The organism is Nocardia sp. NPDC056000 (assembly GCF_042269265.1).
Classification (GTDB): Bacteria; Actinomycetota; Actinomycetes; order Mycobacteriales; family Mycobacteriaceae; genus Nocardia.
The window spans coordinates 154,129-181,039 of the sequence record NZ_JBHJXS010000013.1 but is presented as its reverse complement, the minus strand read 5'-3'; the positions used below and the strand labels follow the sequence as shown (position 1 = coordinate 181,039).

Here is a 26,911-nt window from a genome sequence, read left to right as displayed (position 1 = left end):
CATCAGGTTCGCGCTAGCAAACGCTCAGTGAACTGGGGCAGGCTTATTTCTTTCCGAGCGGAAATAGCCATCTGAACGAGGAGATCACCCGCGTGCGATTGTCGAAGACCTTGGGCGGCGCGGTTGTCGCGTTGACCGCAACCGTCCTGCTACCAATCGCCGCGGGTACCGCGTCCGCCGCACCGGAATCGGCATTGAGCCCCTCCGGCACCTCCGCTGACGGCTCCAAGATCGTCTCCAGCGCCCCCGGCGACGACCGCACCGTGAAACTCCAGGTCTACTCGGCCGCCATGGACAAGAACATCGAGATCGATGTGCAGCGCCCCGCCGACACCTCCGCCCCGGCCCCGGTGCTGTACCTGCTCAATGGCGCGGGCGGCGGCGAGGATTCGGCCACCTGGCAGAAGCAGACCGATGTGCTGAACTTCCTGTCCGATAAGAACGTCAATGTGGTGCAGCCGGTCGGCGGTCAATTCAGCTACTACACCGATTGGCGCGAGCCGGATCCCAAACTGGGCGTGAACAAGTGGAAGACCTTCCTCACCGAGGAGTTGCCGCCGCTCATCGATCGGGCGTTGAACACCAACGGGCGCAACGCCATCGCCGGACTCTCGATGGCGGGCACGTCGGTATTGCAGCTGCCCATCGCCGCACCGGGTCTCTATCAATCGGTGGCCTCGTACAGCGGCTGCGCCCAGATCAGTGATCCGCTGGGCTACAACTTCGTCAATACCGTCGTCGCCGCGGGCGGCGGAGATTCGGCGAATATGTATGGCCCGCAGGGTGATCCGATGTGGGCCGCCAATGACCCGTATGTGCACGCCGATCAATTGCGCGGCGTCGATCTCTATATTTCCAGCGGCTCCGGCCTGCCCGGCCCGTGGGACACCCTGGACGGCACGCACACCCTGCCCGGCGTCGGTGGCCTGGCCAATCAGGTCACCGTCGGCGGCACCCTGGAAGCCGCGACCAATTACTGCTCGCATAATCTGCAGGCCAAACTCGGCCAGCTCGGCATCCCGGCCACCTTCAATTTCACACCGACCGGAACCCACTCCTGGGGCTACTGGCAGGATGACCTGAAGAATTCCTGGCCGGTGCTGGCAGCCGGACTCGGCCTGCCCGCCTGACCGGAAGTTCTTCGCACACAAAGACACCGGCTCGCCTCCAAGGGGATGTGGAGGCGAGCCGGTTTCTCGTTACCGATTACGAGCTGAGTTCGAAGCTCGGATACCCGCTGTCGCGCTCGTCATCGCAGAACCGGCGGTAATTGCCGAAACCGCCGATGTACGGCATGAATACGCGCTTCTTACCCTCCACATTCGCGCCCATGTACCAGGAGTTCGCCTTGACGAACAGCGTGCCCTCGGCGACCTCCATGAGGTGATCGGTCCATTTGGCCGCCGCCTCCTCGCGTGCCTCGACCTGTCGAATCCCCTGTGCGCGGCAATGTTCGATGAGCGCGAGCACCCAATCCAATTGCTGTTCCGAGTGCAGCACCATATTCGCCATCACCGACGGGGTGCCGACGCTGTTGATGCTGAACATATTCGGGAAACCGTGAATACCGAAGCCCAGGTAGGTGACCGGACCGTCGGCCCAGGTGTCCCGCAGCCGGGTATCGCGCGCGCCCCGGATGTCGATGCGCAACAGCGCGCCGGTCATGGCGTCGAATCCCGTTGCGTAGACCAGGGTGTCGATCTCGATGAACTTGTCCCCGGTGCGAATGCCGGTGGGGGTGATCTCCTCGATCGGCTCGCGGCGCAGGTTCACCAGTGTGACGTTCGGGCGATTGAACATCTCGTAGTAGCCCGAGTCGGTGCAGATGCGCTTGGTGCCGATCGGATGATCGGTGGGAATGAGATCCGCTGCGACGGCATCGCTCTCGACCTTGGCGCGAATCTTGGCGACCGCGAAATCGCGCACGATCTCATTGGCCGCGATATCGCTGTTCTGATCCGGGAACACCTTGTTGAACAGCACGCCGCCGCCGTTCCAGCGGTCCTCCATGGCGGCCTCGCGGTCCGCGGGGCTCATCTCCAGCGCCTTGGTCTGCAGGCTGGGATGCGGGGTCGCGGCGGGGGCGTAGTAGGACTTCTCCCGGCGCTGCCCGTAGGTGGCGCGGATATCCTGCTGCTCCTGCGCGGTCCACGGCCGATTCGGCATGGGCACACTGAAATTGGGGGAGCGCTGGAAGACGGTGAGCGCCTCGGCTTCCCGGGCGATGATGGGGGAGGCCTGGATACCGGACGAGCCGGTGCCGATCACGCCGACCCGCTTGCCCGCGAAGGACGCGCCCTCCTCCGGCCAGCGCGCGGTGAAAAGCTCCTCGCCCGCAAAGGTTTCCACGCCCGGGATATTCGGCTTGATCGGCGCGGACAGGCAGCCGGTGGCGAAAACCACGAAACGGGAACGGAATTCATCGCCCGAGGCGGTGGTGATCGTCCAGATGGCGGCCTCGTCATCGAAATGCGCGGCGGTGACGGTCTGCTCGAAACGGTAGTGGCGCTTGAGATCGAAGCGATCGGCCACATGCCGGATGTAGGCCAGGATCTCCGGCTGTGCGGCGAAACGCTCCGTCCAGGTCCAACTCTGCTGCAGATCGTCATCGAACGAATAGGAGTAGTCCACGCTCTCCACATCGCAGCGCGCGCCCGGATAGCGATTCCAGAACCAGGTGCCGCCCACATCCTCGCCGGCCTCCAGGCCCAGCACGTTCAATCCGGCCCGGGCGGCCCGATGGACACCGTAGAGACCGGCGAATCCGGCGCCGATGATGATCACATCGTTTTGTTCGGCCTGCTCGGCGCTGGCATGCATGCGTGCCCTCTCGACTTCATTCAGAAACTATTTCGATTAGGCATATCGTTGAGCGCGCGGCGACCGGCCGCGAGGGTACGTCCCACTGACCAGGAGACGGACGAGAAAAGTCCCGTTCGGAACGACGGGGGAGTGCGCGCTATTCGTGCGCGGGTTCACCGGTGACGATGTGATCGGCGTGGTTCAGGCCCTCGCGGACCAGGCGCGCCAGATGACCGTCCCGAATGCGATAGATGATGCGGCGGCCATCGCGCCGGGTATCCACCAGACCGGTGAATCGCAGCTTGGCCAAATGCTGGCTGACCGCCGTGCGGGATGCGCCGCACGCCTCGGTGAGCGCGGTGACATCGGCCTCGCCGTCGGCCAGAATCCAGAGAATATGCAGGCGGGTGGGGTCGGACAGCATGCGGAAGGTGGCAGTCGCCGCGTCCAGGCGGGCCTGGTCCGGATCGACCGGATGCGTGAGACTGGCAGCGGCGGGCAATGGTTTCGCATTGCTCTTGCTCACCATGACTCACCTTCCTGCCGTCACCTCACCACCCACCGGGGCGAGCGCGGGCCACACCCGCGCGGCCGTCGTAGCTGCCAGTGTAGCGATCACCGCGAGTACCACCGCCGTGATCGGCAGCCCGGCCACCGCGCCCAGCCCGCCCGCGATGGGATAGGTGAGCAGGAAACACGCGTGCGAGAGCGAGAACTGCGCGGTGAAAACCGCGGTGCGGGAGGCGGAATCGGATTCGGCGCGCAGCAGCCGCGCGGACGGGGTGTTGATCATGGAGGTGCCCGCACCGAGCGCGATCCAGGTCACGGACAGCAGTGCGCTGCCGGTGAATGGGCCGAGCAGCGGAATCACCGCCGCCACGGCCAATGCCCCCGGCAGGATGCGGCATCCGGTCAGCATGACCGCGCGGTCCGGGACGCCCGTCAGGATGCGAGGCAGCATGAGCGCCACCAGCATGGAGCCCAGCCCGAAACAGCCCAGCGCCAGCGCCACATCGGAATTCGTGCCGCCGAGCCGATCCCGGACATAGACGACGGTATTCACCACGACGAGTGAAGTAGCCGCCGCCACAACCAGATTCATGGCCAGCAGGCCGCGCAGTACCGGACGCCGCGTCATGATGCGCGCCCCGTGCGTGATCCGTGCCCACAGTGGTCCGGAACTGTCACCGGTGAACCGGGGCAGGCGCGCGGCGCGCACCATGGTCGCCGACACCACGAAACCGGCCGCGGTGCCGACGAACAGCGCGTGATAGCTGATCACCGTGAGCGCAGCGGCCGCCAGTATCGGGCTCAGCAGCGATTCCATGTCGTAGGCCAGGCGCGATAGCGACAGCGCCCGGGTGTAATCCCGCTCATCCGGGAGCACGTTGGGAATCACCGATTGGAATGCCGGGGTGAAGGTCGCCGACGCCGATTGCAGCAGTGCGATCAGCAGATAGATCTCCCAGGTGCGGGTGATGAACGGCAGCGCCAGCGCGATCGCGGCGCGCAGGACGTCCGCCGAGACCAGCAGTACGGTGCGCGGCACCCGCTCGGTGAGCGCCGAAATCAACGGCGCGACAGCCACATACGCCAGCATCTTGACCGCGAGCGCGGTGCCGAGCACCACTCCGGCGCGAGCGCCCGCCAGATCGTAGGCGAGCAGGCCGAGCGCCACGGTGAGCAGGCCGGTACCCAGCAGTGCGACCACCTGCGCGGTGAACAGTCGCCGGAATCGAGTGTGCCGCAGGACATCGAGCATGGCGCCGAGCATACGCCAATGAGTGCGCAGATGTGCACATGACGTCGTGTAGCGGGCGGCAGACGGCTATCCTCGCCGGTATGGGGAGGAACCCGGCGGTCGGCACCGCGGCCGCAGTCGCCGCACTACTACTTTCGGGCTGCGATTCACATGGCAGCGCCGAACCCGCGCCGAACCTCGCGGGCAGCGCCGCCCCGGTCGTCTCGACCACCGTCGCGCCCACCGGTGAACCCGCCACCCCGCCCAGTGCCGCCCCCGGCGCGGTGATGCAGCCCTGCGGCGATATCGGCACGGCCGCAACGGCTCCCGACTGCCGGCTGCAATCCCACGATATCGCCGGACTCGGCTTCGAGATCCGGCATACCGGCAGCCGGGCGCATATGACCACCACCGTCGCGGTGCTCGATGCGAACGGCTCGGCCCGGCAGACCATCGTGGAATCCGATACCGATGTCGCCGGAACCGTCCCCAAACTCCGCGATCTGGACAATGACGGACGCGATGAACTGATCATTCCGCTCGCCCTGGCCACCGCCAACGCGCGCTACGCGATCTACCACGCCACCGGTGACGCCCTCGACTATCACCGCTCGGGCGAACTGGCCGGAGTCGGTATGGACACCTCGGCCGCGAACTACGTGGTGGTGTCCTCGCGCGCCGGTTATGCCGCCTGGGATATCGAATTCTGGACCTTCATGACGGACAAATTGCATCCGCTGCTGACCGCCCAGGTCCGCCCGATTGACGACGGCAATGGCAAGGTCGCCGGAACCACCTGCACCACAATCGATTCCGGCGGACTCAATATCACCGGACTGAGCCTCGGCGAGGCCACCCAGCAATTCTGCGCCGAACCCGCCGTGCAGCGCGTGCGCCGCAACTGACCGGCCACCGGGCGACTACACCGCGAAGGTGACGGCGACTGCGCCGCGCGGACCATACGTACCCCGGGAGAAATACGGGGTATCTCGGGGGAATTACCGATGTCGTGCCTGGTCACGGCCGCCGAGAATGGAGTCAGGTCATCGACCCGGCTCCATCGGATCTGGTGACGGCGTCCCGACAGCGTGGTCGGGGGGTTTGCGCAATGGGGCGCACGACAGTCAGAGATTGGCACCCTTCGCGCGATTACAGGCGCGACACAGGATCTGGAGGTTGGCGGCGCTGGTGGCTCCGCCCCGGCTCAACGGAATGATGTGGTCGAATTCGAGATAGTGGCTCTCGCCGCACTCGACGCATTTACCACCGTCCCGCTGCCAGACCTGGGCCTTGATCTCCTGCGAGATACTGCGCGTATCGCGGCGGCCCGGTGACAGCGTGAGGCGTTTGGCCACCCGCAGCGCACCCTCCATGGTGGCGGCGACATGATCGGGATCGGCCACCTCGAAGACCGCGCCGCCGCGCGCGGAGGTGGCGGCCACCGAGACCCGGCCGCTCATCGCGGTCACCGAAACCACGCGCGCCCAAGGCATTTCGGTGCCGGTATCCGGGCCGGTGAAACGCAGCTTCTTATTGCTGCAAATGAGGCGGCCCTCGGTGAGCTTGGGGCCGCGTGCCAACTGCCTGATGTGGATGGCGGGCACATTCAGATGCAGACGCTCCGCCGGATCCAGGTGCAGGCCGGTCGCGCCCAGCACCGGCAGCTCGCCCGAGCGCAGCCGAGTCAGCATGCGGCCGCGCCCCATGCGGCGGCGCAGATCCTCGATGAGCGGGCCGTCCAGCGCCAGCGCGGCGATCGCGGCCTCGAAATCGTCCAGTTCGGACTGATCGATGACTCCGTCCGCGAACGCGAACGTGACCAGCCGTTCCATATGGTCCTGCGCCGCGGGCCGCAGCGTGCCGAATCCGGCCGCCGCCTCGATGCGCTGATAGCGCAGCGCCGCCCACAGCTTGTCCCACTCCGAACCTCGCGGTCCGGCGGTGCGCAAGACCCGTTCGGCGCGGCCGCGCCACCCCGACAGGTACTTCTCGATCTCCTCGGAGCATTCCCGGCACAGCGCCGGGCCGCCGAACAACCGCCAGCGGCGCGGCCGCCCGCAGCGCGCACAGTGCCGGGCGTCCACGGACAGTGCCGCGCGCGTGGTCGCCGTCCACGCCTCCCCATCCCACCACCGCAGCCCCGGCCCATGCGGATCCGGATGCCAGTCCGCCCGTTCGGGATTCGGCGGCAGCACCGGCGGAGCGGGCGGCACCTCCCGTTCGATGGCGAATCCGCGCCGCCCCGGACGCGGTGACGGCTCCGAGCCGGGCGCGCGGGCGGGTGGCTCGGCCCGCCCCGCGTCGGCCGGATCATCCACCCGCACCCCGAATTCGGTGACGATTCCGGCCAGCCCGCTCGCCCAGCCCTGGGCGATCGCGCGGAATCGCCAGTCGCCGTCGCGGCGGTAGAACTCGCCGAAGAGCATGGCGCGCACCGGTTCCGCCGCGGTGACCTCGAACCAGGCCACCGGGCGATTGTGGTCGAAGACGGTGAGGATCAAGCCCGGGACGTCGGCGAAGGAGCCGGTCACCGAACCGGTCACCGCGATCCGTGCCACCTCGGATTCGGTGCGCGGCAGCGAAACCGACAGCCGCGCGGTGCCCGGCGCGGGCTCGGGATCGAGCGTCACCGCCTGCGAGACGTGCCGGGGAGCGTTGAAGAAAACGAAATCTCTGTCCGAGCGGACCAGGCCGTCCTCGGCCAATAACAAGGCGTGCGCATCCACCTCATGATCGGATTGCCACGAAAGGACAACCGTCAGAAGCGATGTCGGAACCGGCGCATGGCCACCCTTGGTGAGTTTCATTGTGATCGAACTATGCCACGCACCCCCGACAGCTTCGGAGCCGCCGGAAAACACCCGGTCCGAACGTGATTTACGGGAGGCCGCCGCTGCGGCACAGTGGACTCATGACCTCACCGAAGGAACCGGGCCAGCAGCCGCCGCGCGGTAAGCCGCAGGCCCCGCGCGTGCCCATGCCCAGCGATATCCTCGCCGCCGCACAGGCCGCGGTGCTGGCCGCACAGGCCGCGGCGGGCGATGCGCTCGACTCCGCCCAGCTCACCGCGACCCAGGCATTCGACACCGCCGTGCGGCTGCCACCGGCGTCGATGCAGTTGGCGGCGCAACTGCCCGACCTCATCGAAAACCTCACCATCGCGATCGAACGCCTCAACTCCACCATCGACCGCCTGGACCGCACCCTGGCGCTGGCCGAGCCGGGTTTCGTCGCCTACGACAAGCTCCTCACCCGACTGGAGAGCCTCAGCGCCGTCGCCGAGGACGCCTTCGGCCGCCTGGAGAAGCTCCCCGGCGTCTCCCTGCTCGGCCGCCTCACCGGGGCCATCCGCGAAACCGCCGCACCGGAACCCGCGCCCAAACCCCGTCGCATCAAATAGCGTTCGCGCCCGGATATCGCGCGCTCAGGCCGAGGGGAGGGGTGCCTTCGGGGCGACAGCCAGGCCGGGCAGGGCGCGCAGGGCGGCGGCGGCCTTCCAGAGCATTTCCTGGTATTCGTCGTGCGGGTCGGAGTCCAGGACTATCGCGCCGCCCGCGCCCACGCGCCAGGAACCGTTGTGGCGCACCGCGGTTCGAATGACGATATTCAGGTCGGCGGTGCCGCCGAGGCCGAGGAAGCCGATGGTGCCCGAATAGATGCCGCGGGCTTCGGTTTCCAGGGCGTCGATGATCTCCATGGTGCGCAGCTTCGGCGCACCGGTCATGGAGCCGCCGGGGAAGCACGCGCGCAGTGCGTCGATCACGCCGAGTCCGGGGCGCAGGGTGCCGCGCACCGTCGAAACCAGTTGGTGCAGAGTCGTATACGTCTCCACCGCCATGAGCTTGGGCACGTGCACCGAGCCGATCTCGCAGACCCGGCCCAGATCATTGCGCAGCAGATCCACGATCATGAGGTTCTCGGCGCGCGTCTTGGGATCCAGCGCCAGGGTCTCCGCCAGCCGATCGTCCTCGCCGGGCGTCTCCCCGCGCGGCGCGGTGCCCTTGATCGGCTTGCTCTCCACCGTGCGGGTGCGATCCAGTTTGAGGAAACGTTCAGGTGAGGAGCACGCCACCTCGAGGTCCTCGAAACGCAGAAAAGCCGCGTAGGGCGCGGGATTACAGCGCCGCAGCGTGCGATAGACGCTCAACCCGTCGCTGTCGGCGGGGAGGTATGCGCTGTCGGTAATGCAGATTTCGTACGACTCGCCCGCGTGCAACTGGTCCTGGCACGCCGCGACATCGGCGAGATACCGCTCCCGGCCCCGGGTCAGCAGCGGCGCGACCACGCCCTCATCCGTGCGCAGCGCCAGATCCGGCGGATTCTCCCAGGTCGGCAGCGTCTCCACGATGGCCCGGGTGGCGGCGAGCCAATCCCGCGCGGCGGCAAGCGAATCCGGGGTGGCGGTGCGGGATTCCGCGAGGGCGAGCAGGTGGGTGCGGCCGGCCTCGTGGTCGACCACGATGACGCGATCGGCGAAGAGCCACTGGGCGTCCGGGGTGGGGGAGTGGTGGGCGGCGCGGGCTCCGCAGTCCGCCTTCATCTCGTAGCCGAGGTAGCCGACGTAACCGCCGACGAAATCGAAAGGTACGTCCGGGAATTCGATGCGGCGGCGGCGTAGTTCGCCGGATAGGTAATCCAGTACCCCGCCGGGCACCGTGCGGGTGCCGGTCACGGAATCCACCTGCACCGCACCGGATCCCACGCGGTAGCGGACCATTTCGGCGAGCGGACCCGATCCGTCGCCGAGGAAGGAGAAGCGGTCCAGGCCGGGCTCCACATGTTCACTGTCCAGCCAGAAGGCGGCCGGTGCGTCCGCGTAGAGCCGCAGGAACAATGCCTCCGTGTCCACGGCGCGCTCGATCACGACCTGTTCGACCGTGCAATCGATTGCGGGCAGGGTGCTTTCGGTGTCCGGGGCGAGCGGCTCGGCGACCATATCGTCGGCGAGCATTTCCATCATCAGCCCGTCCTGCCAGCTGCCGTCACTGCCGCGCTGGTACTGCCGCATCCGGCCGACCGGGCGGAATCCGGCCTTGCGATAGCAGCCGATCGCCGCGGCATTGTCCGCCGCCGGATCGATGACCAGCCGGTGATGGCCGTGCTCGGTGAACAGATGCCGGGACAGCGTGCGCACCGCGTCGGTGCCGATACCGCGCCCGTGCAGTGCCGGATCGAGGTAGATATCGATTCCGGCGTGCCGGTATTCGGGATCCTCTTCCGCGTACCACTGGATCAGCCCGGCCACCCGGCCGTCGTATTCGATCGCCCAGCCCCGCGAATCCGGGTCCGCGAGTTCGGCTTCGATCTGCGGGTTCGGATCGGTGTCGGTCTGCCACCAGCGGCGCACCTCGGGTGTCGCCCGAATCGCCGCCAGCGCGGGCACATCCGCGCTCTCGGCGGGCCGCAGCGCCACCACCGCGCCGCGCAGCCATCGGCGTCCGGCGTGAAGGGTGGTGAGGGACTTGAAGTTCCGCAGCAGCTGCGCGCCGTACTCGCTGGCAATGGATTCCGGATGGAACTGCACGCCCCACTGCGGGCGGGTGCGGTGTCGCACCCCCATGACGACACCGTCGGAGGTGGTCGCGGTGACCTCCAGCGCTTCCGGCAGCGGCCGGGCCGCCGCGAGCGAGTGATAGCGCACGGCCGTGAAATCCTGTGGCACATCAGCGAACAGGTCGCGGCCGTCATGGGTGATGCGATCCGGGAACCCGTGCCGGGCCCGCGGCGCGGCGGTCACCAGCCCGCCCGCGCCGAGCACGATGCCCTGATGACCGAGGCAGACGCCGAGCAACGGCAGTTCGGCATGCGCGATGAGCGCGGCGGAGATACCGAAATCGCGCGCGACATCGGGGCGGCCGGGTCCGGGGGAGATGACGATATTGTCGAACCGGCCGAGCTCCAACTCGGACAGCTCGCGCACCTCGTCATTGCGCACGACAACGGGCTCCACCCCGTTCACCTCACTGATCAGCTGATACAGGTTGTAGGTGAAGGAGTCGTAGTTGTCGATCAGCAGCGTGCGCATTTGGCTGGCAACTTTACGCCACCACCGTTCGCGCCCCCGGTCTCGACCTGCGTGAACGAGGCCGAAACCACTTCTGCGGGCATATGCCTTCAGTTGTGCTGGACGGTTACGGCACAATGTGGGACATGTCTGAAGTGCAGCCGGTCGATGTGGATCGCGACATCGTCGATTTCGCCGTTGTCGGGAAGTGGATGGACGAGCAGGGCTTGCCCGGCGGTGACTTCGAGGAGGTGAAACCCCTCGGCGGCGGCACCCAGAACATCATGCTGCGCTTCACTCGAGGCGGTCGTGACTACGTGCTGCGGCGCGGGCCCAAACATCTGCGGGCCGCGAGCAATAATGTGATCCGCCGCGAATCGCGCATTCTCGAGGCTCTCGCCGGAACCGGTATCCGCGCGCCCAGGGTGATCGCGGCCGGGGCCGATGAATCGCTCATCGGGGCCAACTTCTATCTCATGGAACCGATCACCGGCTTCAACCCGCAGAACGAACTGCCACCGCTGCACGCGGGCGATCCGGAGATCCGGCGGCAGATGGGCCTGTCCGCCGTGGAGGCCATCGCGCGGCTCGGCTCGCTCGATCACGAGGCGCTCGGACTCGCGGATTACGGTAAGCCCGAAGGGTTTCTGGAACGTCAGGTGCCGCGCTGGCTCAAGGAACTGGAGTCCTACAGCGTCAACGAGGGTTATGCCGGGCCCGAGATCCCGGGCGTGGACCGGGTCGGCGACTGGCTCGACCGCAACCGCCCCGCGCAATGGACGCCCGGCATTCTGCACGGCGACTGCCACCTCGCGAACATGATGTTCTCCTTCGACGGCCCCGAGGTCGCGGCCATGGTCGACTGGGAAATGTCCACCATCGGCGATCCGCTGCTGGATCTGGGCTGGCAGATCGCCACCCGCCCCGAACCCGGCACCACCGGGGCCGCGCTCATCGGCACCCTCGGCGCGGTCGGCGGCCTGCCCACCGCCGCGGAGATGATCGAGCACTACGGCAAGTTCTCCGACCGCGATCTGAGCAATGTCACCTGGTACACGGTGCTGGCGTGCTTCAAGCTCGGCATCGTGCTGGAGGGCACGTACGCGCGCGCGGCCGCGGGCAAGGCGCCCAAGCAGGTTGGTGATTTCCTGCACGCCATCACCCTGGAGTTGTTCGGCAAGGCGCATCAGTTGATGGAGTGAGGCTCAAGTGCCGCCCCGCTCGGGCGGGGCGGCACTCGCGGTTCGGCAAACTTGTCGCGATCTTTATGCCGCCTGGCGGGATATTGGTGGCCGAAAAGCTTGCGCCATCGTACGTTGTTCGCATGCCGATCGTTCCCGATGCCAAGGACTGGACCTGGGTGCTCGAACGCACCTGCGACGAATGCGGGTACGACCCGAGCGCCGTGCGTTTCGATGCCATCCCGGGTCAGGTGCGCAGCAGCGCCGCCGCTCTGACCGCCGCCCTCGATGACCCGAATGCCGCTGTGCGGCCGGATGATTCGACCTGGTCCACCCTCGAATACGCCGCGCACGTGCGCGATGTGTGCCGGATCTTCGAGCATCGGCTCGATATCACCCGCACCGGATCCGCGCGGCCCGGACCGGTGATCGGCGGTTACGACGCCGCGGTCGTCATCGACGAATCCGGCATTCCCATGTTCGCCAACTGGGATCAGGACGAGACCGCGCTCGCGGAGGATTACGCCGCGCAGCGCATCGCGCAGGTCGCCGCCGACCTGCGCGATGCCGCCGAGAACACCGCTCGCGCATACGAATCCGTGCCCGCCGCGGAACTCGATCGCCCGGCCAAGCGCAGCAATGGATCGCTGTTCACCGTGCGGACCCTGGGCAGCTACTTCCTGCACGATCTCGTGCACCACGTGCACGATGTCGAGAAGCGGCGCGCCGCAACGGCTTAGACGCGCGGTTGCTGCTGCGTGGTGCAGTGGATACCGCCGCCGCCCGCCGCGATGGCGTCGATATTCAACTGCACCACTTCACGATCGGGGAACAACCGCGCCAAGGTGGTCTTGGCGGCGGCATCGCGCGGGGGATCACCGAACTCCGGGGCGATGACACCGCCGTTGCAGACGTAGAAGTTGAGGTAGCCCGCCGCGAAATCGGCGTCGATCCACTCCGGGCGGACGGTGTCCGGGCCCTCGATCACCTCCAGGCGCAGCGGGCGCTCATGCTGGTCCGTGGCCTCGCGCAGGATCTGCACATGCGTGCGGGTGACCTCGTAGTCGTAGGCGTCGGGATCGTTCTCCAGCCCGGCCACCACCACGCCCGGCCGGGCGAAGCGGGCATAGAAATCGGTATGGCCGTCGGTGATATCGCGACCCGCGATACCCGGCAGCCAGATGATCTTCTCGATGCCGAGCAGTCGTTCCAGCTCCTGCTCCACCTCCGGTTTGGTCCAGCCCGGATTCCGATTGTCGTTCAGCACACAGCTTTCGGTGATGATGGCCAGCCCCGCGCCGTCCACCTCGATACCGCCGCCCTCCAGCACCAGTTCGGTGTGGACCGCCTCCGCACCCGCCTGCGCGGTCACGAAACTGGCCGCCAGGGCATCCTCGGCATGCTCCTGCTTATCGCCCCAGCCATTGAAATTGAAGTCGACACCGGCCTGCGCGCCGGTCTCGTCGACCACGAAGACCGGACCGGAATCGCGCAGCCACAGATCATCCAGCGGCGCTTCCCGCAATTCGATATCGGGGCCGACCAGACCGCGTGCCACCGCCAATTCCTCGGGGCGCACCAGCATGGACACCGGTTCGAACCGCGCGATGGCGCGGGCGATATCGGCCAGCGTGCGCTGCGCCATCGGTAGCAGATCCGCGGTCCAGACCCGTTCGCTCGCACCGAAGGCCATCCAGGTGCGCTGGTGCGGGCGGCCTTCCTCGGGCATGCGGTATCGCTGCATCGAACGGCTCCTGACCTCGTGGGCGCCCGTCCGGATATGCGGGCAAACCGCTGGCGAATACGAGGTTAGCCGCTGGGACCGGCGGTCCCGGGTAGGAACGCGGTCACACGCTGCGACGCAAGGCCTCGCGCAGATTCCGGGAGCGTACATCGTCCAGCACCGCCATGCCCAGGCGATTCATGGTGTAGCCGAAGCCCAGACCCGTTGCCGGATCGGCGAATCCGAAGGAACCGCCGTAACCGGTGGTGCCGTACGCGCGGGCATCGGTACCGAAACGGAAACTGCCACAGGACTTCCGGAAGCCCAGGTGATAGCGGCTCGGGGTGAGCAGCACCAGATCCTCGGCCGGGACGTCCTTCGCGGTTTCGGCGGATGCCAAGCGGTCCAACAGTTTCGCGTCGATGGGCAGCTCAGCGGTGCCGCCCGCCGCCGCGCCGTACACCCGCGCCAGCGCGCGAGCCGTGCCGACGCCACCGGCGGCCGGGCTCTCCACCTCCAGGAATTCCCGGCGTGCGGCGCGCGCGGGCGCACCCACCTGCGGAGAGTTCAAGGCGCGGAACGAGAGTCCGCGCTTGGCGTACAGCTGCACGCCGATGCGCACCGGCAGATCGCGCTCGTAGCGCAGGATATCCAGGCCCTCGGTGGCGGAGAGTTCGGCGACCCGATCCAGCGAAACCGATTCCGGCAGGCCGATATAGAAGTCCAGGCCGAGCGGCTTCGCGAAATCCTCCGCGAATACCTGCCCCAGCGTGCGATGCGCGGGATCCACCCGCCGAATCAACTCACCCTGATACAGCCCCGCGGTGATCGGGTGATACCCGTGCCGGGTTCCCGGTCGCCACAAGGGTTTCTGCGCGGCCAGGATCTCGGCCAGGCCGTCCAGATCGGCCATATCGCGCAAGCGCACCGTGCGATCCAGCGCCGCCAGGCCCGCCTGATGATCCAGCAACTGCCGGACGGTGATCGACTCCTTGCCGTGCACCCCGAACTCCGGCCAGTACCTCGCTACCAGAGCCTCGTAATCGAGCAGCCCGCGCGATACGGCGGATGCGATGACGAAGGCCGTCATGCCCTTGGTGGACGACCACACCGGAGCCATGGTGTCCCGCTCCCAGGCCACCCGGCGCTTGCGATCCCGATGACCCGCCCACAGATCGACCACCGGCCGGTCGCCATCGAAGACTGCGACCGACGCGCCGATCTCCCCGTGCGCGGCGAAGTTCCGCCGAAAAGCATCCGCGACCGCACCGAACCCGCTGTCCACCTCACCGTGGACCGTGACCTGCTCACTCATGGTGGGTCCGATCGTAACCGGACACACCGGGCGGGGTCAGTGCGCCGATGCGGGGATGCGCGCGAGGAAGTCCTGAATCGCGGCATGCCAGGGCTCCGGATTCTCCAGCATGACGACATGGCCGCCGGAGAGTTCGAGATATTCGGCACCGGCGATGCCCTCGGCCTGACGGCGCGCGTTCGCGGGATCGGAGAGCAGGTCGCCGGTCAGGCCGATCACCAGCGTGGGCACGGTGATGCGCGCCAGATCCGCGGTGGTGTCGACGGTCTCGATCAACGCGGCCTGGGCGGCCGTCCCGCCCGGAACGCTCGCGGCCAGCTGTTCCAGCACCGTCGAAAGCTGTTCGGGGGAGAGCGCGTTAACGAAATCGGCGCTGAATCCTGCCAGCAGTGCGATGTGCGCGAACAACTCCCGGTCACCTAGGGCCAGGGCGCGTTGCCACAGTTGCACATTGAGCCGCGCGCGATTGTCCGGGCGGGTGAAACCGGCGGTGAGAATCAGGCCGCGGACCCGCTCGGGATGGCGGACGGCGGCGCGCACGGCCACCGCGGTGCCCAGCGAATATCCGATGATCGTGAACTCCGCCGCCCCCGCCGCATCCGCCTCGGCGACGAGCGCGTCCGCCAGGGCATCCAGCTCCAGCACGGTGTCATCGCCGGGGTAATCGGGGCCGATCACGAGATGCCGTTCGGCGAGCAGCGGGATCAGTCCGCCGAAATTCGCCTGGATGCCGCCGCCCGCACCGTGCGCGAGCAGCAGTGCGGGGCCGGATCCGGTGACCGTGGTGGAGAGCGAAATGTTCGTCATGGCAGCGACGTTAGGGATTGACATGGATGTGAAGGTCAACCCCGAATGCCGGAGGTCACAGTGCTGATCGGCGAACTATCACAGACCACCGGCGTCGCACCCCGCCTGCTCCGCTACTACGAGGAGCAGGGCCTGCTGACCGCACACCGCGACCCCAACGGCTACCGCAGCTACGACGACTCCGCCCCCACCCGAGTCCACCGCATCCGCGAACTCCTCGACGCGGGCCTGCCCACCCGCGATATCCGCGCCCTACTGCCCTGCGCCATCGACACCGGCATCACCCACTGCGACCACTCCCGAAAAATCGTGCACGACGGCCTCACCCGCCTCGACACCCAAATAGCCGAACTGACCCACCGCCGCGCCCTCCTGGCCCTGCAACAACAGGCCGTCCAATCCCGCCCCTACGGAACCTGATTCGACCCGCATTCGCCGTAGTCATCCGGCAGGATCCACACCTTTCGCGATATGCCCGATCTTCGCGAGCTGATTGCTGCATCTGTGCTCGCATCCCTCATCACCGGGGTTGCGTGCGGGTAAGAGCGGTTCGAGCCGGTAGCGTGGCGGGACGTGTCAGGATTCTCGTCGATTACCGCAGCGTTGCTGCGGACCAAACCCGTGGAGCAGCTCACCTCCGATGGTGAGCACACCGCCTTGCGGCGGAGCATGGGGCTCGTACCGCTGATCGCGTTATCGGTCGGGGCGACGCTGGGGACCGGGATCTTCGTGGTGCTGGGGGAGGCCGCGCCTTTGGCCGGACCCGCGGTGGTCGTCTCCTTCGCTATCGCGGCCTTGGCTGCTCTCTTCTCGGCGCTGTCGTACGCGGAACTGGCCGGGGCCGTGCCGGTTTCCGGATCGGCCTACTCCTACACCTATGCCACGCTCGGCGAGATCATCGCGTGGGTGTGCGGATGGTGCCTGCTGCTGGAGTACGGGGTTTCGGTGGCGGCGGTCGCGGTCGGGTGGGGCGCGTATCTGAACGAATTCCTCGGATCGACGCTCGGCTGGCGGATTCCGGACGCGCTGTCATCCGCGCCGAGCGAGGGCGGGGTCGTCAATCTGCCCGCCGCGGTCGTGGTGCTGCTCGCGGCCGCGGTACTGCTCGGCGGGATTCGCGAGAGTGCGCGGGTCACCACCGTCACCACGCTGATCAAGATCGCGGTGCTGATTTTCTTTGTGGCGGTGGCGGTTACGGCCTTCAACTCCGATAACCTGCACCCCTTCGCGCCCGCGGGTATCGCCGGTATCGGCTCGGCGGCCTCGATGGTGTTCTTCTCGTTCATCGGTTTCGACGCCGCCTCCACCGCCGGTGAGGAAGCCAAGAATCCGCAGCGGGATCTCCCGCGCGCCATCATCATCTCGCTCGGCATCGTGACCCTGGTGTACGTGCTGGTCGCGCTCACCGCCGTCGCCGCCGTCGGCGTGGACGATGTCAGCAGTTCGGGGGCCTCGCTGGCGACCGTGCTGGAGCAGGTCACCGGGAGGAGCTGGCCCGCAACGATTCTCGCGGCCGGAGCGGTCATCGCCATCGCCTCGGTGGTGCTGACCGTGCTGTACGGGCAGACCCGCATCCTGGTCGCCATGTCCCGCGACGGCCTCATGCCCAAGGTGCTGTCCAAGGTCGGGGCCAAGCGGGTGCCGACCACCAATACCCTGATCGTCGGCGGCGTGGTCGCGGTGCTGTCCGCGCTGATCCCCTTGGGCGAGTTGGTCAATGCCACCAATATCGGCACCCTGGTCTCGTTCGGCCTGGTGAATGTCGGCGTGCTGGTGCTGCGCCGCACCAAACCCGACCTGCCGCGCACCTTCCGGACGCTCGTCCCGCTGGTGCCGCTGCTCGGCGTCGGCATGTGCCTGTGGCTGCTGCGGAATCTGCCCGCGGTCACCTGGCTGGCCTTCACGCTGTGGTCGGCGGTCGGGCTGGTGGTGTACTTCAGCTATGGCCGCCGCCGGTCCGCGTTGAATCGGACCCGGCCGGACGCCATCACCGCGGACTCGTAGGCTCGTGATCGTGCGAGCGCTGGAACAGATTCGTCAATGGCCGGTCCGGCATGCCGCGGCCGGTGTCGTGGTCCGGGATAAGGGCGTCACCGATACCGAGGGCGAGCTCGAAAGGGTGTTCCGACTGGCCTCGGTGACCAAACCCCTTGTGGCGTACGCGGTTCTGGTGGCCGTCGAGGAGGGCGCGGTCGAACTGGACCAGCCCGCCGGACCGCCCGGCTCCACCGTGCGGCATCTGCTGGCGCACACCTCCGGCCTGGCCTTCGACACCACCGAGGTGCTCTCCGAACCGGGTCTGCGGCGCATCTACTCCAGCGCCGGATTCGAACTGCTCGCCGATTTCGTCGCCGAGCAAACCGCGATTCCCTTCGATCGCTACCTGCACGAGGCCGTCTTCGAACCGCTCGGCATGACGTCCTCGGTGCTGGCCGGGCCCGCCGGACATGCGGGGCAATCCTCGGTCGCAGATCTCCTGCGGTTCGCCGGTGAATTGCTGAACCCCACTATCTTGAGTGCCGAATTGCTCACCGAGGCAAGCACAGTGCAGTTCCCGGGACGCAATGGCGTACTTCCGGGTTACGGGTCGCAGCGTCCCAACGACTGGGGGCTGGGTTTCGAAATTCGGGATCACAAACTCCCGCACTGGACCGGTGGCGCGAATTCCGCGCGCACCTTCGGGCACTTCGGGCAATCGGGAACATTCCTCTGGGTTGATCCGGAAGTCGGCATGGCGTGTCTCGCTTTGGCGGACGAAAATTTCGGTGACTGGGCGCGCGCGGCATGGCCGACCCTCAGCGATGCCGTGATCGCGGAGTTTGCCTAGAACCACGACACGGCGGACAAGTAACACACGTAACTCCGGGCACTCCAGTAAGCTCGGGCAACACTGGCTGGAGCGGGTCGTTGGGGAAGACGTCCCCGTCGAAGCCGGAGGTGTTAGTGGTGCGCGGAACGAGTCAGTTCGCCGACGCGACGTCTGGTGTGGTCTACATTCATTCGTCGCCGGCGGCGCTGTGCCCGCATATCGAATGGACGCTCACCTCCACCTTGAAGGCGCCCGCGAAACTCCGTTGGACCGCACAGCCCGCGGCCCCCGGAAATTTGCGGGCGACCACCGATTGGTACGGGCCAGTCGGTACCGGTGGACGGTTAGCTGGAGCATTGCGAGATTGGCCCGTCCTAGCCTTCGAGGTCACCGAGGATCCCAGCGAAGGGGTCGACGGTGAGCGCTACAGCTTCGTGCCCGGCCTCGGCCTCTGGCACGGCGCGACCGGTGCCAGCGGCGATGTCATGGTGGGGGAGATGCGACTGCGCTCGATAGTCGCCGAGGCACGCGAACGCGGCCGCGGATCCGCCAATGACATTGCCGCCGAGATCGATCGCGCACTGGGCACGGCATGGGACGATGCCCTCGAACCCTTCCGCCTCGGCGGTGAGGGCGCGGAGGTCACCTGGCTGCGCCGCGACGTCGGCTGACGGTCGCCTCCGCCGCACGACACGCCCGACAGTAATCATCGGTTCTGTGCGATAAGGAGATTGCGGTGCGAGGAATCCTGGGTCCGCTGGCCGTCGCGGCACTCGCCGCCACGACGCTCACGCTGACCGCGTGCGGGGACGGCGACAGTTCGGCCGCGGTCACCAGCGCGGCCAAACCCACCACCGTTCCCGCGATGGCGGCCCAGCCGCTCCCCGGGCAGGAGGTCGTGCAATGCGGCTCCGGGCCCAATGGGCTCGCCGTGGTCACCTTCACCACCAAGGGGGCGGATTTCTGCCCCACGGCGCTGTCCGTGGCCACCAGCTATGTGCAGGAGCGGACCAAGAAGTCCGAGGGGGACGTGGCCATCGAGGTGGCCGATATGCGCTGGGTATGCGGTGAGCGCCAAGGCGATCCGAATCCGTTCCAGGAGTGCGCCAGCCAGAACGAATCCGCCGACAAGGTGCGCATGCTCTCGTAGATAATCTCGGTCCCGGTCATGGGCGGGTGGCCCACCGTCATCCCGGCGTGCTTTTGGCCGGGATCCACCCTTTCGAGCCCTCTCGCCCGACCGCATCGTGCGCGATGAACTTCGCCCCCCGCACGCCCGTAGTGCTGGTGTGGCGACAGACACACGTCAGTGCCGGGCGACGGTGGAGACCGCGCGGGGTGCGATTACGCCACGCACCCCGGTCCTCACCCCCGGCGAACCTGACGCGGTACGCGAGGGAGCGGCACTGTGACTACGGCTGGATTCGATATCGAAGGGCTGCGGGCCACCATCGACGGCGTGGTGATCACCCCGAAAGACGCCGAATACGATGCGGCACGGCAGGTATGGAGTGGAAGTTTCGACCGCCGACCGGCGGTCATCGTGCAGCCCGCGTCCGCCGCGGGCGTGGCGAGGGCGCTGCTGCACGCGCGGCGGCACGGACTGGATCTCACCGTGCGCGGTGGAGGACACAATTACGCCGGGCACGCGGTCGCCGATGACGCCATGCTCATCGATCTCGGTGCGCTCGCGAATGTCACCGTCGATCCGGCAACCAAGACCGCCCGCGTCGGCGGCGGGGCCACCTGGGCACAGGTCGACGCGGCGACGGCCGAGCATGCGCTCGCGGTCACCGGCGGCTTCATCAGCGATACCGGCGTCGGCGGGCTCACCCTCGGCGGCGGTATGGGCTGGCTCACCGCGCGCTGCGGATTGTCCTGTGACAGTGTGATTTCCGCACAGGTGGTGACCGCCGACGGTCATATCGTCACGGCCTCCGCCGATGAGAATCCGGACCTGCACTGGGCGATCCGCGGTGGCGGCGGCAATTTCGGCATCGTCACCGAATTCACCTTCGCCCTGCATGATCTGCCGCCGCTGGCCCAGCTCACCATGCTCTACTGGACCCCCGCGGACGGGGAGGCGGGACTCGCGGCGGGCGTCGAGCGCATGCAGACCCTGCCCGACGGATACACCGGCGCACTGCTGGCCGTCAGCTCTCCGCCGCTGCCGTTCGTCCCCGAGCAGTATCAGGGCCAGCCCGGATTCGTCACTGCCGTAGTAGGTTTCGGCACTCCCGAGGAACTGGCCGAGGTGGTCGCACCCCTGCGCGCGGCGGCACCGGCCCCCGCCTGGGAACTGGTCACCCCCATCCCGTACACCGCGCTCCAGCAGATGTTCGACGATGCCGCCCCGCGCGGTTTGCCCGCCTACGAGAAGTCGCTCTACATAGACGATCTCAACGCCGAGGTGATCGCCCAACTGGTGGCCCGCTTCCCCCGGCGCAAATCCCCCCTCACCATCGCCCCCATCTTCCCGCTGCGCGGCCGCTACTCCGAAACAGCCGATGACGCAACGGCATTCGGCGGCTCCCGGCAACCCTGCTGGGCGGTGAACCTCAGCGCCCTGTGCCCCGACCCCGCCGATTTCGACGCCGAACGCGCCTGGGTCCGCGACACCTGGGACGCCCTGCTCCCACACGCCCGCTCCGACGCCGGCTACATCAACTTCCTCGTCGACGACGACCAACAGCGCATCCGAGACACCTACGGCGACAAGTACTCCCGCCTCGCCACCCTCAAAACCACCTGGGACCCGGACAACATCCTGCACCACAACGCCAACATCCGCCCGGCCTGATCCGGTCGCGGTGTCATAGCGGCCTGCGCTGGTGCGGATACGAAAATGGGCGGCCTCCGGGGAGGCCGCCCATTTACTGTGCCCCGCAGGGCTTTACGTGCGAATCCCTACAGCGGGATATTCTTCAGGTGGCTCGGGCGGGACGGGGCCGCGGCCAGTGCGGCGGCGATGATCGAGCGGGTCTTGCTCGGATCGATGACCTCGTCCACCACGCCGATCGCCACGGCGCGTTCCACGCCGCCCGCGATCTGCTCGTGCTCGACGGTCAGGCGCTCGATCAGGGCCTCGCGCTCCTCCTCCGGAGCGGCGGCGATGGCGCGCTTGTGCAGGATGCCGACGGCGGCCTTGGCGCCCATGACGGCGACTTCGGAACCGGGCCAGGCATATACGGCGGTGGCGCCGAGCGAGCGGGCGTTCATCGCGATGTACGCGCCGCCGTAGATCTTCCGGGTCACCAGGGTGACGCGCGGGACGCGGGCTTCGGCGAACGCGTGCAGCAGCTTCGCGCCGCGGCGGACCACGCCCTCCCACTCCATCGACACACCGGGCAGGTAGCCGGGCACATCGGTGACGACCACCAGCGGAATGCCGAACGAGTTGCACAGGCGCACGAAACGCGCTGCCTTCTCGGCACTTTCGGAGTTCAGGCAGCCGCCCATGCGGATCGGGTTGTTGGCCAGCACACCCACGGTGCGCCCGCCGAGACGGCCCAGACCGGTCACGATCGACCGCGCGTACCCGCCCTGCAATTCTTCGAAAGAGCTTTCGCCGTCGACATTGTCGAGCAGCTCGTGCACGATCGGCTTCACGTCGTAGGCGCGCTTGGCCGACGCGGGCAGCATGGCCTTCAGATCGACATCGCCGTGCGCGGCGGCGACCAGATCGAACTCGCCCTGCTCGGCGAACATCGACACCAGCCGACGCCCGCGATGCAGCGCATCGGCCTCGTCATTGGCGACGATATGGCACACACCCGACTTCTTGCCGTGCGTGACCGGCCCGCCCAGAGTCGCCATATCCACGTTCTCGCCGGTGACGCTCTTGACCACGTCGGGACCGGTGACGAAGACACGGCCCTCGGGGGCCATGATCACGATATCGGTGAGTGCGGGACCGTACGCGGCGCCACCGGCGGCGAAGCCGAGCACCACGGAAATCTGCGGGACGAGACCGGACGCGCGAACCATGGCCTCGAAGACCAGTCCGACGGCGTGCAGGGCCTCGACACCTTCGGCGAGCCGGGCGCCGCCCGAATGCCAGATGCCGACAACGGGAATCTTGGAGTCGATCGCGGTATCGATCGCGTCGACGATGTGCTTGCAACCCTCCACACCCATCGCACCGCCCATGACGGTCGCGTCGGAGCAGTAGGCGACGGTGCGAACGCCATCGACCTCACCCATGGCGGCGAGTACGCCGGACTTGTCACGGGGATGCAGCGGGAGCACGGTCCCGGGATCGAAGAAGCGCTGCAATCGACCCAGCGGGTCGCGGGGATCGAGCGCGGTGTCGGCATGAGCCGGAGCCATGATGGTCATCGCATACTCTCCTCTTGATTAAGGAAGTGCGGTCGCCTGAGAGCGGCTGCGAAAATGTCGAAGTCCCGGGGGGATTCGGGTGCGGGATCGCATCCGAATCCCCGCCGGGACCACTTGTCTTACAAACCGGCGCTGCGGTGCCGAGTTATCGGTGCACCAGTTGGTGCGTCAGTACCGGCCGAAGGCGAGCGCGACATTGTGCCCACCGAAACCGAAAGAGTTGTTGATCGCGTACTCGATGTCCTGACGACGAGCTTCGCCGTGCACGACATCCAGGTCGATCTCCGGATCCTGGTTCTCCAGATTCAGCGTCGGAGGGACGATGCCGTCCCGGATGCTGAGGACCGTGAGTACCGACTCGAGCGCGCCGACGGCGCCGATCGAGTGGCCCAGGGCGGACTTGGGTGCGTAGACCGAGGCATGGGCAACGCCAGCCTTGTGAATCGCGTTCTTCTCCGCGGTGTCACCGATGGGGGTGGCAGTCGCGTGCGCGTTGACGTGGGTGATGTCCTTGGGGGACAGACCCGCCGTCTGCATCGCGCGCTGCATGGCCCGACCGGCACCCGTGCCCTCCGGATCCGGCGCCACCAGGTGGAAGCCGTCCGAAGTGATGCCCGCGCCCATCAACCGGGCGTGGATGGTCGCACCACGAGCCTTGGCGCTCTCCTCGGTCTCGACGACCATGAGTGCGCCCGCTTCGCCGAAGACGAAGCCGTCACGATCCTTGTCGAACGGACGCGAAGCGCCCTTCGGATCGTCGTTGCGAGTGCTCATCGCACGCATCATCGAGAAGGCCGCGATCGGCACCGAATCGATGAAGCCTTCGACGCCACCGGTGACGACCATATCGGCGTCACCCATGACGATCATCCGCCACGCGTTGGCGATGGCTTCCGAACCCGACGAGCACGCCGAGACCGGAGTGATCACTCCTGCCCGGGCCTTGAGCTCGAGACCGACAACGGCGGAGGGACCATTCGGCATGACCATCTGAACAGCCAGCGGCGAGATCTTGCGATAGCCACCGTTCTTCAGCTTGTCGACCGAATCGATGAGCGCGTCGCCGCCACCGAGGCCGGTGCCGATCGCGACGCCGAGGCGCAGCGGGTCGACCTCGGGGGAGCCGGCGTTCTTCCAGACTTCGCGACCGAGGACGGTCGCCAGCCGCTCGACATACGCCATACGGCGGATCTCGACCCGGCTGAGCAGCGTGTCCGGCGACACCTTCAGGTGTCCGCCGATGCGAACCGGAAGGTCGTACTCCTCGATGAAGTCGTCCTCGAGAACGTCAATGCCGCTCTCGCCGTTGAGGAGTCCCTTCCACGTCGCATCGACGTCACCGGCGATCGACGTGGTCGCCGCCATGCTCGTGACGACAACGTTGGGGAAGTTCCCGTTCAAGGTGGAAGGAGTGGTCACAGTTGCGGTCCTACTCGTTTCCGAACTTGGACTTGAGCTCCGCAGCGGCGTCGGCGTTCTCGGCCTCCAGCTTCTGGATGTAGGAGACGGCGTCGCCGACGGTCTTCAGGCTGGCAAGATCCTCGTCCGGGATCTTGACGCCGTACTTGTCCTCGGTCTGAACGGCGATCTCGACCATCGACAGGGAGTCGATGTCCAGGTCGTCGACGAAGGACTTCTCGATGGTCACCTCGGAGGGCTCGATACCGGTCACCTCTTCGATGATCTTGCCGAGCTCTTCGACGATCTGTTCCTGGGTCAGAGCGGCCACTGTGGTGGCTCCCTTCTTGATTCCTGTAGTGGGTCGATTTTTTGGTTTTCGTGCTTGCGGCTCGTTTGCCTTCGTCGCCGTTGACGAAGCGAGCCGCGAGTCAAGCTAGCCCGTGGTGGTGAGTTCGGCCAGCGCGGGGATGTCCGCGGGAGTCTTCAGCGCCAGATTCGGGGTGCCCTTGAGCTCCCGCTTGGCGATGCCGACCAGGGTGCCGGCCGGTGGCAGCTCTGCCACCGCGGAAACACCTGCCGCGCGAACGGTTTCGGTGCACAGATCCCAGCGCACGGGGCGCGTGACCTGGGCAGCGAGCTTATCGACCGCATCCTGTCCGGAGCTCACCGGCTTACCGTCGAAGTTCGACAGCAGGGTCCGGATCGGCTCACCGGGAGCGATCTTGGCGATGGCCGCTGCCACTGCGTCCTGGGCGGGTGCCATGAACGCGGTGTGGAAAGCGCCTGCGACGGGAAGGGCTCGGACGCGCGCCTTTTCGGGCGGGTTGCTCGCAAGCTCTGCGAGCGCGTCCAGCTTACCCGCCGCCACGATCTGACCGACCGCGTTGCGGTTGGCCGGGATCAGGCCGAGTTCGTCGAGCCGGGCGAGCACGACGGCTTCGTCACCGCCGAGCACCGCGGACATACCGGTCGGCTCGAGTGCGCAAGCCTTGGCCATCTCCGCACCGCGGAGAGCGGCCAGTGCTACCGCGTCATCGGAGGAGATGATCCCCGCGATGGCGGCGGCGGCAAGTTCGCCTACCGAGTGTCCGGCGACGATGGTATCCGCGGGAAGCGAATCCGTGGGGATTTCCGCGAAGGCCAGAAGTGCTGCCGCGACCACCAGAGGCTGAGTCACCGCGGTATCGGTGATCTCCTCGGCGGTCGCCGTGGTACCCAACCGCAGCAGGTCCAGTCCCGAAGCCTTCGACCACAGCGCGATTCGATCGGCCGCGCCGGGCAGTTCGAGCCAAGGGGTGAGCATGCCGGGTGTCTGAGAGCCCTGTCCTGGGGCGAACACTGCGATCACGTCTCTAGAAAACACTGTGGTGCCCATCTCACGAGATGTCGGCGCGAATGAAGCTTGCCGGAGTCTTTTGTGAGGAGTCTACAAAAGGGCACGTGGGTTGGTCGGATCGTCCGATTCCCCAGACGCGTTACATCCCATCTTTAGGTTCTGTGACGGGGGTTACATCTGGGGCCGAAGTAGGCGATTCGTTACGGATTCGCGTCAGGCGACCTATCGTGGACGCGATTCGTAACACGTAGGCATCGCGCGGGTTCATCGGATCACGTCCCGTGATGTCGGCGATTCGCTTCAACCGATAGCGGACGGTATTTGGATGAACGAACAGTTGCCGTGCGCAAGTCTCTACAGCACCGCCGCAGTCCAGGTAGGCGTCCAAGGTATTGGACAGCTCGCCCGCAGCGGCGGCCAACGGTAACACAAGCAGCTCGTTGAGGGCGGTTACCGCGGCACGATCTCCCAAAAGCGCACGCTCGGGCAGAAGTTCGGTCGCGTGCACCGGGCGTGGCGCGCTGCGCCAGCCCACCACGGCCTCCATACCGGCCATCGCCTCGACAGAACTTATATGTGCGACCGACAGCGTGCGGGTGGTCGGGCCGATGACCACCGGACCGTCCGAGAAAGCCTCGCTGAGCAGGTCGGCGAGGAAGGGCGAGGGATACATGGTGTCGCCCAGATGGCCGCTGACCACCATGACCAGGCGTGAACCCTGTACTACGGCCAGGGCATTGCGGCCGTGCCGGGCGGCCACCGAATGCACCGAACCGACCACGGCCACTTGATCTTTGGGGGGCGTGCCGACCAGCACCGTCGCCGGTGCGGTGGCATCCCAGTTGAGAGTCGCGGCGCGGGAGAGCATTTCGGGACCGGTATCGCCGCGCACCACCGCGTCCACGACCAGCGCTTCCAGCCGGGTATCCCACGCACCGCGTGATTCCGCCGCGCTGGCGTACACAGAGGCGGCCGCGAAGCCCAGCTCACGGCCGTATCGCAGCACCGCCTCGGTCAATGCCACCAGCTGCCGGTCGTTGCGCGCCAGCGCGGGCAGCCACTGTTCGAAGAATTCCATGGCCACGCGGACCATGTCGACGGTCTGGCGCAGCGTCAGCCGCCGCGCCAGATCGTCCGGGATGACCTGGAAAGCGTCCAGGCTGAACCTGATATCGCTCTCCGGATCCTGCAGCCACTCCAGGAAGTTCACCACCGCGGTCTGCACCAGCATCTGGACGCCGGCGCGTTGCGCGGCATCCAGATTGGCGAAGAACGGCAACCGCTCCTGCATCGAGGACACGGCCTCGGTGGAGAGTCGGCCCGAGAACTGTTTTACCCGCTTGAGCAGCGTGTCCGGTAGGGGATCTCGGGTCTGGCGGTTCGGCGAGAGCGCGCCGGTCGGAAGGTAGACCTCGTGTTCGGAGGAGCCTTCGTTGATCCGGCGCGGCCTCGGC

23 protein-coding genes and 1 pseudogene are annotated in these 26,911 nt (G+C 67.1%); 11 read left to right on the top strand and 13 right to left on the bottom strand.

From position 1 onward, the window contains the following. Positions 1-98: 98 nt before the first annotated feature. A complete protein-coding gene (locus ACFC4D_RS34320; protein ID WP_376069785.1) occupies positions 99-1,130 on the top strand; it encodes an alpha/beta hydrolase in 1,032 nt (343 codons plus the stop codon). A 76-nt stretch (positions 1,131-1,206) separates the two neighbouring features. Here ACFC4D_RS34320 and ACFC4D_RS34315 read toward each other — a convergent pair whose 3' ends face one another. From ACFC4D_RS34315 to ACFC4D_RS34305, 3 genes are all read right to left on the bottom strand, one after another. Beyond that, a complete protein-coding gene (locus tag ACFC4D_RS34315) occupies positions 1,207-2,820 on the bottom strand; it encodes a flavin-containing monooxygenase (RefSeq protein WP_376069435.1) in 1,614 nt (537 codons plus the stop codon). Between the two features lie 139 nt (positions 2,821-2,959). After that, the gene (locus ACFC4D_RS34310) at positions 2,960-3,331 is read right to left on the bottom strand and encodes a metalloregulator ArsR/SmtB family transcription factor (protein ID WP_364638300.1); all 372 of its coding nucleotides are present in this window, start codon (positions 3,329-3,331) and stop codon (positions 2,960-2,962) included. A 3-nt stretch (positions 3,332-3,334) separates the two neighbouring features. Next, positions 3,335-4,564, bottom strand: a complete 1,230-nt coding sequence (locus ACFC4D_RS34305; protein WP_376069432.1) for an MFS transporter — start codon at positions 4,562-4,564, stop codon at positions 3,335-3,337. A gap of 80 nt (positions 4,565-4,644) precedes the next feature. Here ACFC4D_RS34305 and ACFC4D_RS34300 point away from each other — a divergent pair, with 80 nt between their 5' ends. Beyond that, complete coding sequence (locus ACFC4D_RS34300) at positions 4,645-5,448, top strand: hypothetical protein (RefSeq protein ID WP_376069429.1); 804 nt, start codon at positions 4,645-4,647, stop codon at positions 5,446-5,448. 219 nt (positions 5,449-5,667) lie between these two features. Here the strand turns inward: ACFC4D_RS34300 and ACFC4D_RS34295 are convergent, their stop codons facing one another. Continuing rightward, complete coding sequence (locus ACFC4D_RS34295; protein WP_376069426.1) at positions 5,668-7,350, bottom strand: TerD family protein; 1,683 nt, start codon at positions 7,348-7,350, stop codon at positions 5,668-5,670. Between the two features lie 104 nt (positions 7,351-7,454). Here ACFC4D_RS34295 and ACFC4D_RS34290 point away from each other — a divergent pair, with 104 nt between their 5' ends. Beyond that, positions 7,455-7,943 (top strand): hypothetical protein, encoded by a 489-nt coding sequence (locus tag ACFC4D_RS34290; RefSeq protein ID WP_364638288.1) that lies wholly within the window; start codon positions 7,455-7,457, stop codon positions 7,941-7,943. Positions 7,944-7,967: 24 nt separating this feature from the next. Here the strand turns inward: ACFC4D_RS34290 and pabB are convergent, their stop codons facing one another. Next, the gene (gene pabB, locus ACFC4D_RS34285) at positions 7,968-10,568 is read right to left on the bottom strand and encodes an aminodeoxychorismate synthase component I (protein ID WP_376069423.1); all 2,601 of its coding nucleotides are present in this window, start codon (positions 10,566-10,568) and stop codon (positions 7,968-7,970) included. Positions 10,569-10,693: 125 nt separating this feature from the next. Between pabB and ACFC4D_RS34280 the strand changes: the two genes are divergently transcribed. Beyond that, positions 10,694-11,749, top strand: a complete 1,056-nt coding sequence (locus tag ACFC4D_RS34280; RefSeq protein WP_376069420.1) for a phosphotransferase family protein — start codon at positions 10,694-10,696, stop codon at positions 11,747-11,749. A gap of 122 nt (positions 11,750-11,871) precedes the next feature. Beyond that, entirely contained in the window at positions 11,872-12,468 is a 597-nt protein-coding gene (locus tag ACFC4D_RS34275) for a DinB family protein (RefSeq protein WP_376069417.1), read from the top strand. Here the strand turns inward: ACFC4D_RS34275 and ACFC4D_RS34270 are convergent. The 3 genes and pseudogenes from ACFC4D_RS34270 to ACFC4D_RS34260 form a co-directional block, all read right to left on the bottom strand. Then, a pseudogene (locus ACFC4D_RS34270) lies at positions 12,465-13,463 on the bottom strand (agmatine/peptidylarginine deiminase); the annotation flags it as partial. The gene ACFC4D_RS34275 and the pseudogene ACFC4D_RS34270 sit on opposite strands and share 4 nt — an antisense overlap. A gap of 112 nt (positions 13,464-13,575) precedes the next feature. After that, positions 13,576-14,766 carry a serine hydrolase domain-containing protein gene (locus tag ACFC4D_RS34265; RefSeq protein WP_376069414.1) on the bottom strand — a complete coding sequence of 397 codons (1,191 nt, stop codon included), beginning with the start codon at positions 14,764-14,766 and terminating at the stop codon, positions 13,576-13,578. A 36-nt stretch (positions 14,767-14,802) separates the two neighbouring features. Continuing rightward, positions 14,803-15,573: an alpha/beta fold hydrolase gene (locus tag ACFC4D_RS34260; protein ID WP_376069410.1), complete on the bottom strand. Its 771-nt coding sequence runs from the start codon at positions 15,571-15,573 to the stop codon at positions 14,803-14,805. Positions 15,574-15,618: 45 nt separating this feature from the next. Between ACFC4D_RS34260 and ACFC4D_RS34255 the strand changes: the two genes are divergently transcribed. From ACFC4D_RS34255 to ACFC4D_RS34230, 6 genes are all read left to right on the top strand, one after another. Continuing rightward, positions 15,619-15,993: a MerR family transcriptional regulator gene (locus tag ACFC4D_RS34255; protein WP_376069407.1), complete on the top strand. Its 375-nt coding sequence runs from the start codon at positions 15,619-15,621 to the stop codon at positions 15,991-15,993. 153 nt (positions 15,994-16,146) lie between these two features. Continuing rightward, positions 16,147-17,577, top strand: coding sequence for an amino acid permease (locus ACFC4D_RS34250; protein WP_376069404.1), 1,431 nt, complete (start codon positions 16,147-16,149; stop codon positions 17,575-17,577). A 10-nt stretch (positions 17,578-17,587) separates the two neighbouring features. Further along, entirely contained in the window at positions 17,588-18,400 is an 813-nt protein-coding gene (locus ACFC4D_RS34245) for a serine hydrolase domain-containing protein (protein WP_376069402.1), read from the top strand. Positions 18,401-18,519: 119 nt separating this feature from the next. Then, complete coding sequence (locus ACFC4D_RS34240; protein WP_364638265.1) at positions 18,520-19,053, top strand: DUF3145 domain-containing protein; 534 nt, start codon at positions 18,520-18,522, stop codon at positions 19,051-19,053. A gap of 65 nt (positions 19,054-19,118) precedes the next feature. Then, the gene (locus ACFC4D_RS34235) at positions 19,119-19,532 is read left to right on the top strand and encodes a hypothetical protein (protein ID WP_375968377.1); all 414 of its coding nucleotides are present in this window, start codon (positions 19,119-19,121) and stop codon (positions 19,530-19,532) included. A gap of 258 nt (positions 19,533-19,790) precedes the next feature. After that, positions 19,791-21,182: an FAD-binding oxidoreductase gene (locus ACFC4D_RS34230; RefSeq protein WP_376069399.1), complete on the top strand. Its 1,392-nt coding sequence runs from the start codon at positions 19,791-19,793 to the stop codon at positions 21,180-21,182. A gap of 107 nt (positions 21,183-21,289) precedes the next feature. On the opposite strand, the gene ACFC4D_RS34225 is transcribed toward ACFC4D_RS34230, so the two are convergent. The 5 genes from ACFC4D_RS34225 to ACFC4D_RS34205 all read right to left on the bottom strand — a co-directional run bounded on the left by ACFC4D_RS34225 (position 21,290) and on the right by ACFC4D_RS34205 (position 26,895). Then, positions 21,290-22,720: a carboxyl transferase domain-containing protein gene (locus ACFC4D_RS34225; protein ID WP_364638257.1), complete on the bottom strand. Its 1,431-nt coding sequence runs from the start codon at positions 22,718-22,720 to the stop codon at positions 21,290-21,292. A gap of 168 nt (positions 22,721-22,888) precedes the next feature. Next, positions 22,889-24,139: a KasA/KasB family beta-ketoacyl-ACP synthase gene (locus ACFC4D_RS34220; protein WP_375968375.1), complete on the bottom strand. Its 1,251-nt coding sequence runs from the start codon at positions 24,137-24,139 to the stop codon at positions 22,889-22,891. 10 nt (positions 24,140-24,149) lie between these two features. After that, positions 24,150-24,449, bottom strand: a complete 300-nt coding sequence (acpM, locus tag ACFC4D_RS34215; protein WP_364638251.1) for a meromycolate extension acyl carrier protein AcpM — start codon at positions 24,447-24,449, stop codon at positions 24,150-24,152. A gap of 105 nt (positions 24,450-24,554) precedes the next feature. Continuing rightward, complete coding sequence (locus tag ACFC4D_RS34210; protein ID WP_376069396.1) at positions 24,555-25,469, bottom strand: ACP S-malonyltransferase; 915 nt, start codon at positions 25,467-25,469, stop codon at positions 24,555-24,557. Positions 25,470-25,596: 127 nt separating this feature from the next. Beyond that, positions 25,597-26,895, bottom strand: coding sequence for a helix-turn-helix domain-containing protein (locus ACFC4D_RS34205; RefSeq protein WP_364640355.1), 1,299 nt, complete (start codon positions 26,893-26,895; stop codon positions 25,597-25,599). Positions 26,896-26,911: the final 16 nt, after the last annotated feature.

Excerpts from the sequence above, each read along its gene's own strand:
- ACFC4D_RS34280 (WP_376069420.1), top strand. The coding sequence starts at position 10,694 with ATGTCTGAAGTGCAGCCGGTCGATGTGGATCGCGACATCGTCGATTTC.
- pabB (WP_376069423.1), bottom strand. The coding sequence starts at position 10,568 with ATGCGCACGCTGCTGATCGACAACTACGACTCCTTCACCTACAACCTG.
- ACFC4D_RS34260 (WP_376069410.1), bottom strand. The coding sequence starts at position 15,573 with ATGACGAACATTTCGCTCTCCACCACGGTCACCGGATCCGGCCCCGCA.
- ACFC4D_RS34310 (WP_364638300.1), bottom strand. The coding sequence starts at position 3,331 with ATGGTGAGCAAGAGCAATGCGAAACCATTGCCCGCCGCTGCCAGTCTC.
- ACFC4D_RS34300 (WP_376069429.1), top strand. The coding sequence starts at position 4,645 with ATGGGGAGGAACCCGGCGGTCGGCACCGCGGCCGCAGTCGCCGCACTA.
- ACFC4D_RS34255 (WP_376069407.1), top strand. The coding sequence starts at position 15,619 with ATGCCGGAGGTCACAGTGCTGATCGGCGAACTATCACAGACCACCGGC.
- ACFC4D_RS34275 (WP_376069417.1), top strand. The coding sequence starts at position 11,872 with ATGCCGATCGTTCCCGATGCCAAGGACTGGACCTGGGTGCTCGAACGC.
- ACFC4D_RS34290 (WP_364638288.1), top strand. The coding sequence starts at position 7,455 with ATGACCTCACCGAAGGAACCGGGCCAGCAGCCGCCGCGCGGTAAGCCG.
- ACFC4D_RS34265 (WP_376069414.1), bottom strand. The coding sequence starts at position 14,766 with ATGAGTGAGCAGGTCACGGTCCACGGTGAGGTGGACAGCGGGTTCGGT.
- ACFC4D_RS34315 (WP_376069435.1), bottom strand. The coding sequence starts at position 2,820 with ATGCATGCCAGCGCCGAGCAGGCCGAACAAAACGATGTGATCATCATC.
- ACFC4D_RS34295 (WP_376069426.1), bottom strand. The coding sequence starts at position 7,350 with ATGAAACTCACCAAGGGTGGCCATGCGCCGGTTCCGACATCGCTTCTG.
- ACFC4D_RS34305 (WP_376069432.1), bottom strand. The coding sequence starts at position 4,564 with ATGCTCGATGTCCTGCGGCACACTCGATTCCGGCGACTGTTCACCGCG.
- ACFC4D_RS34225 (WP_364638257.1), bottom strand. The coding sequence starts at position 22,720 with ATGACCATCATGGCTCCGGCTCATGCCGACACCGCGCTCGATCCCCGC.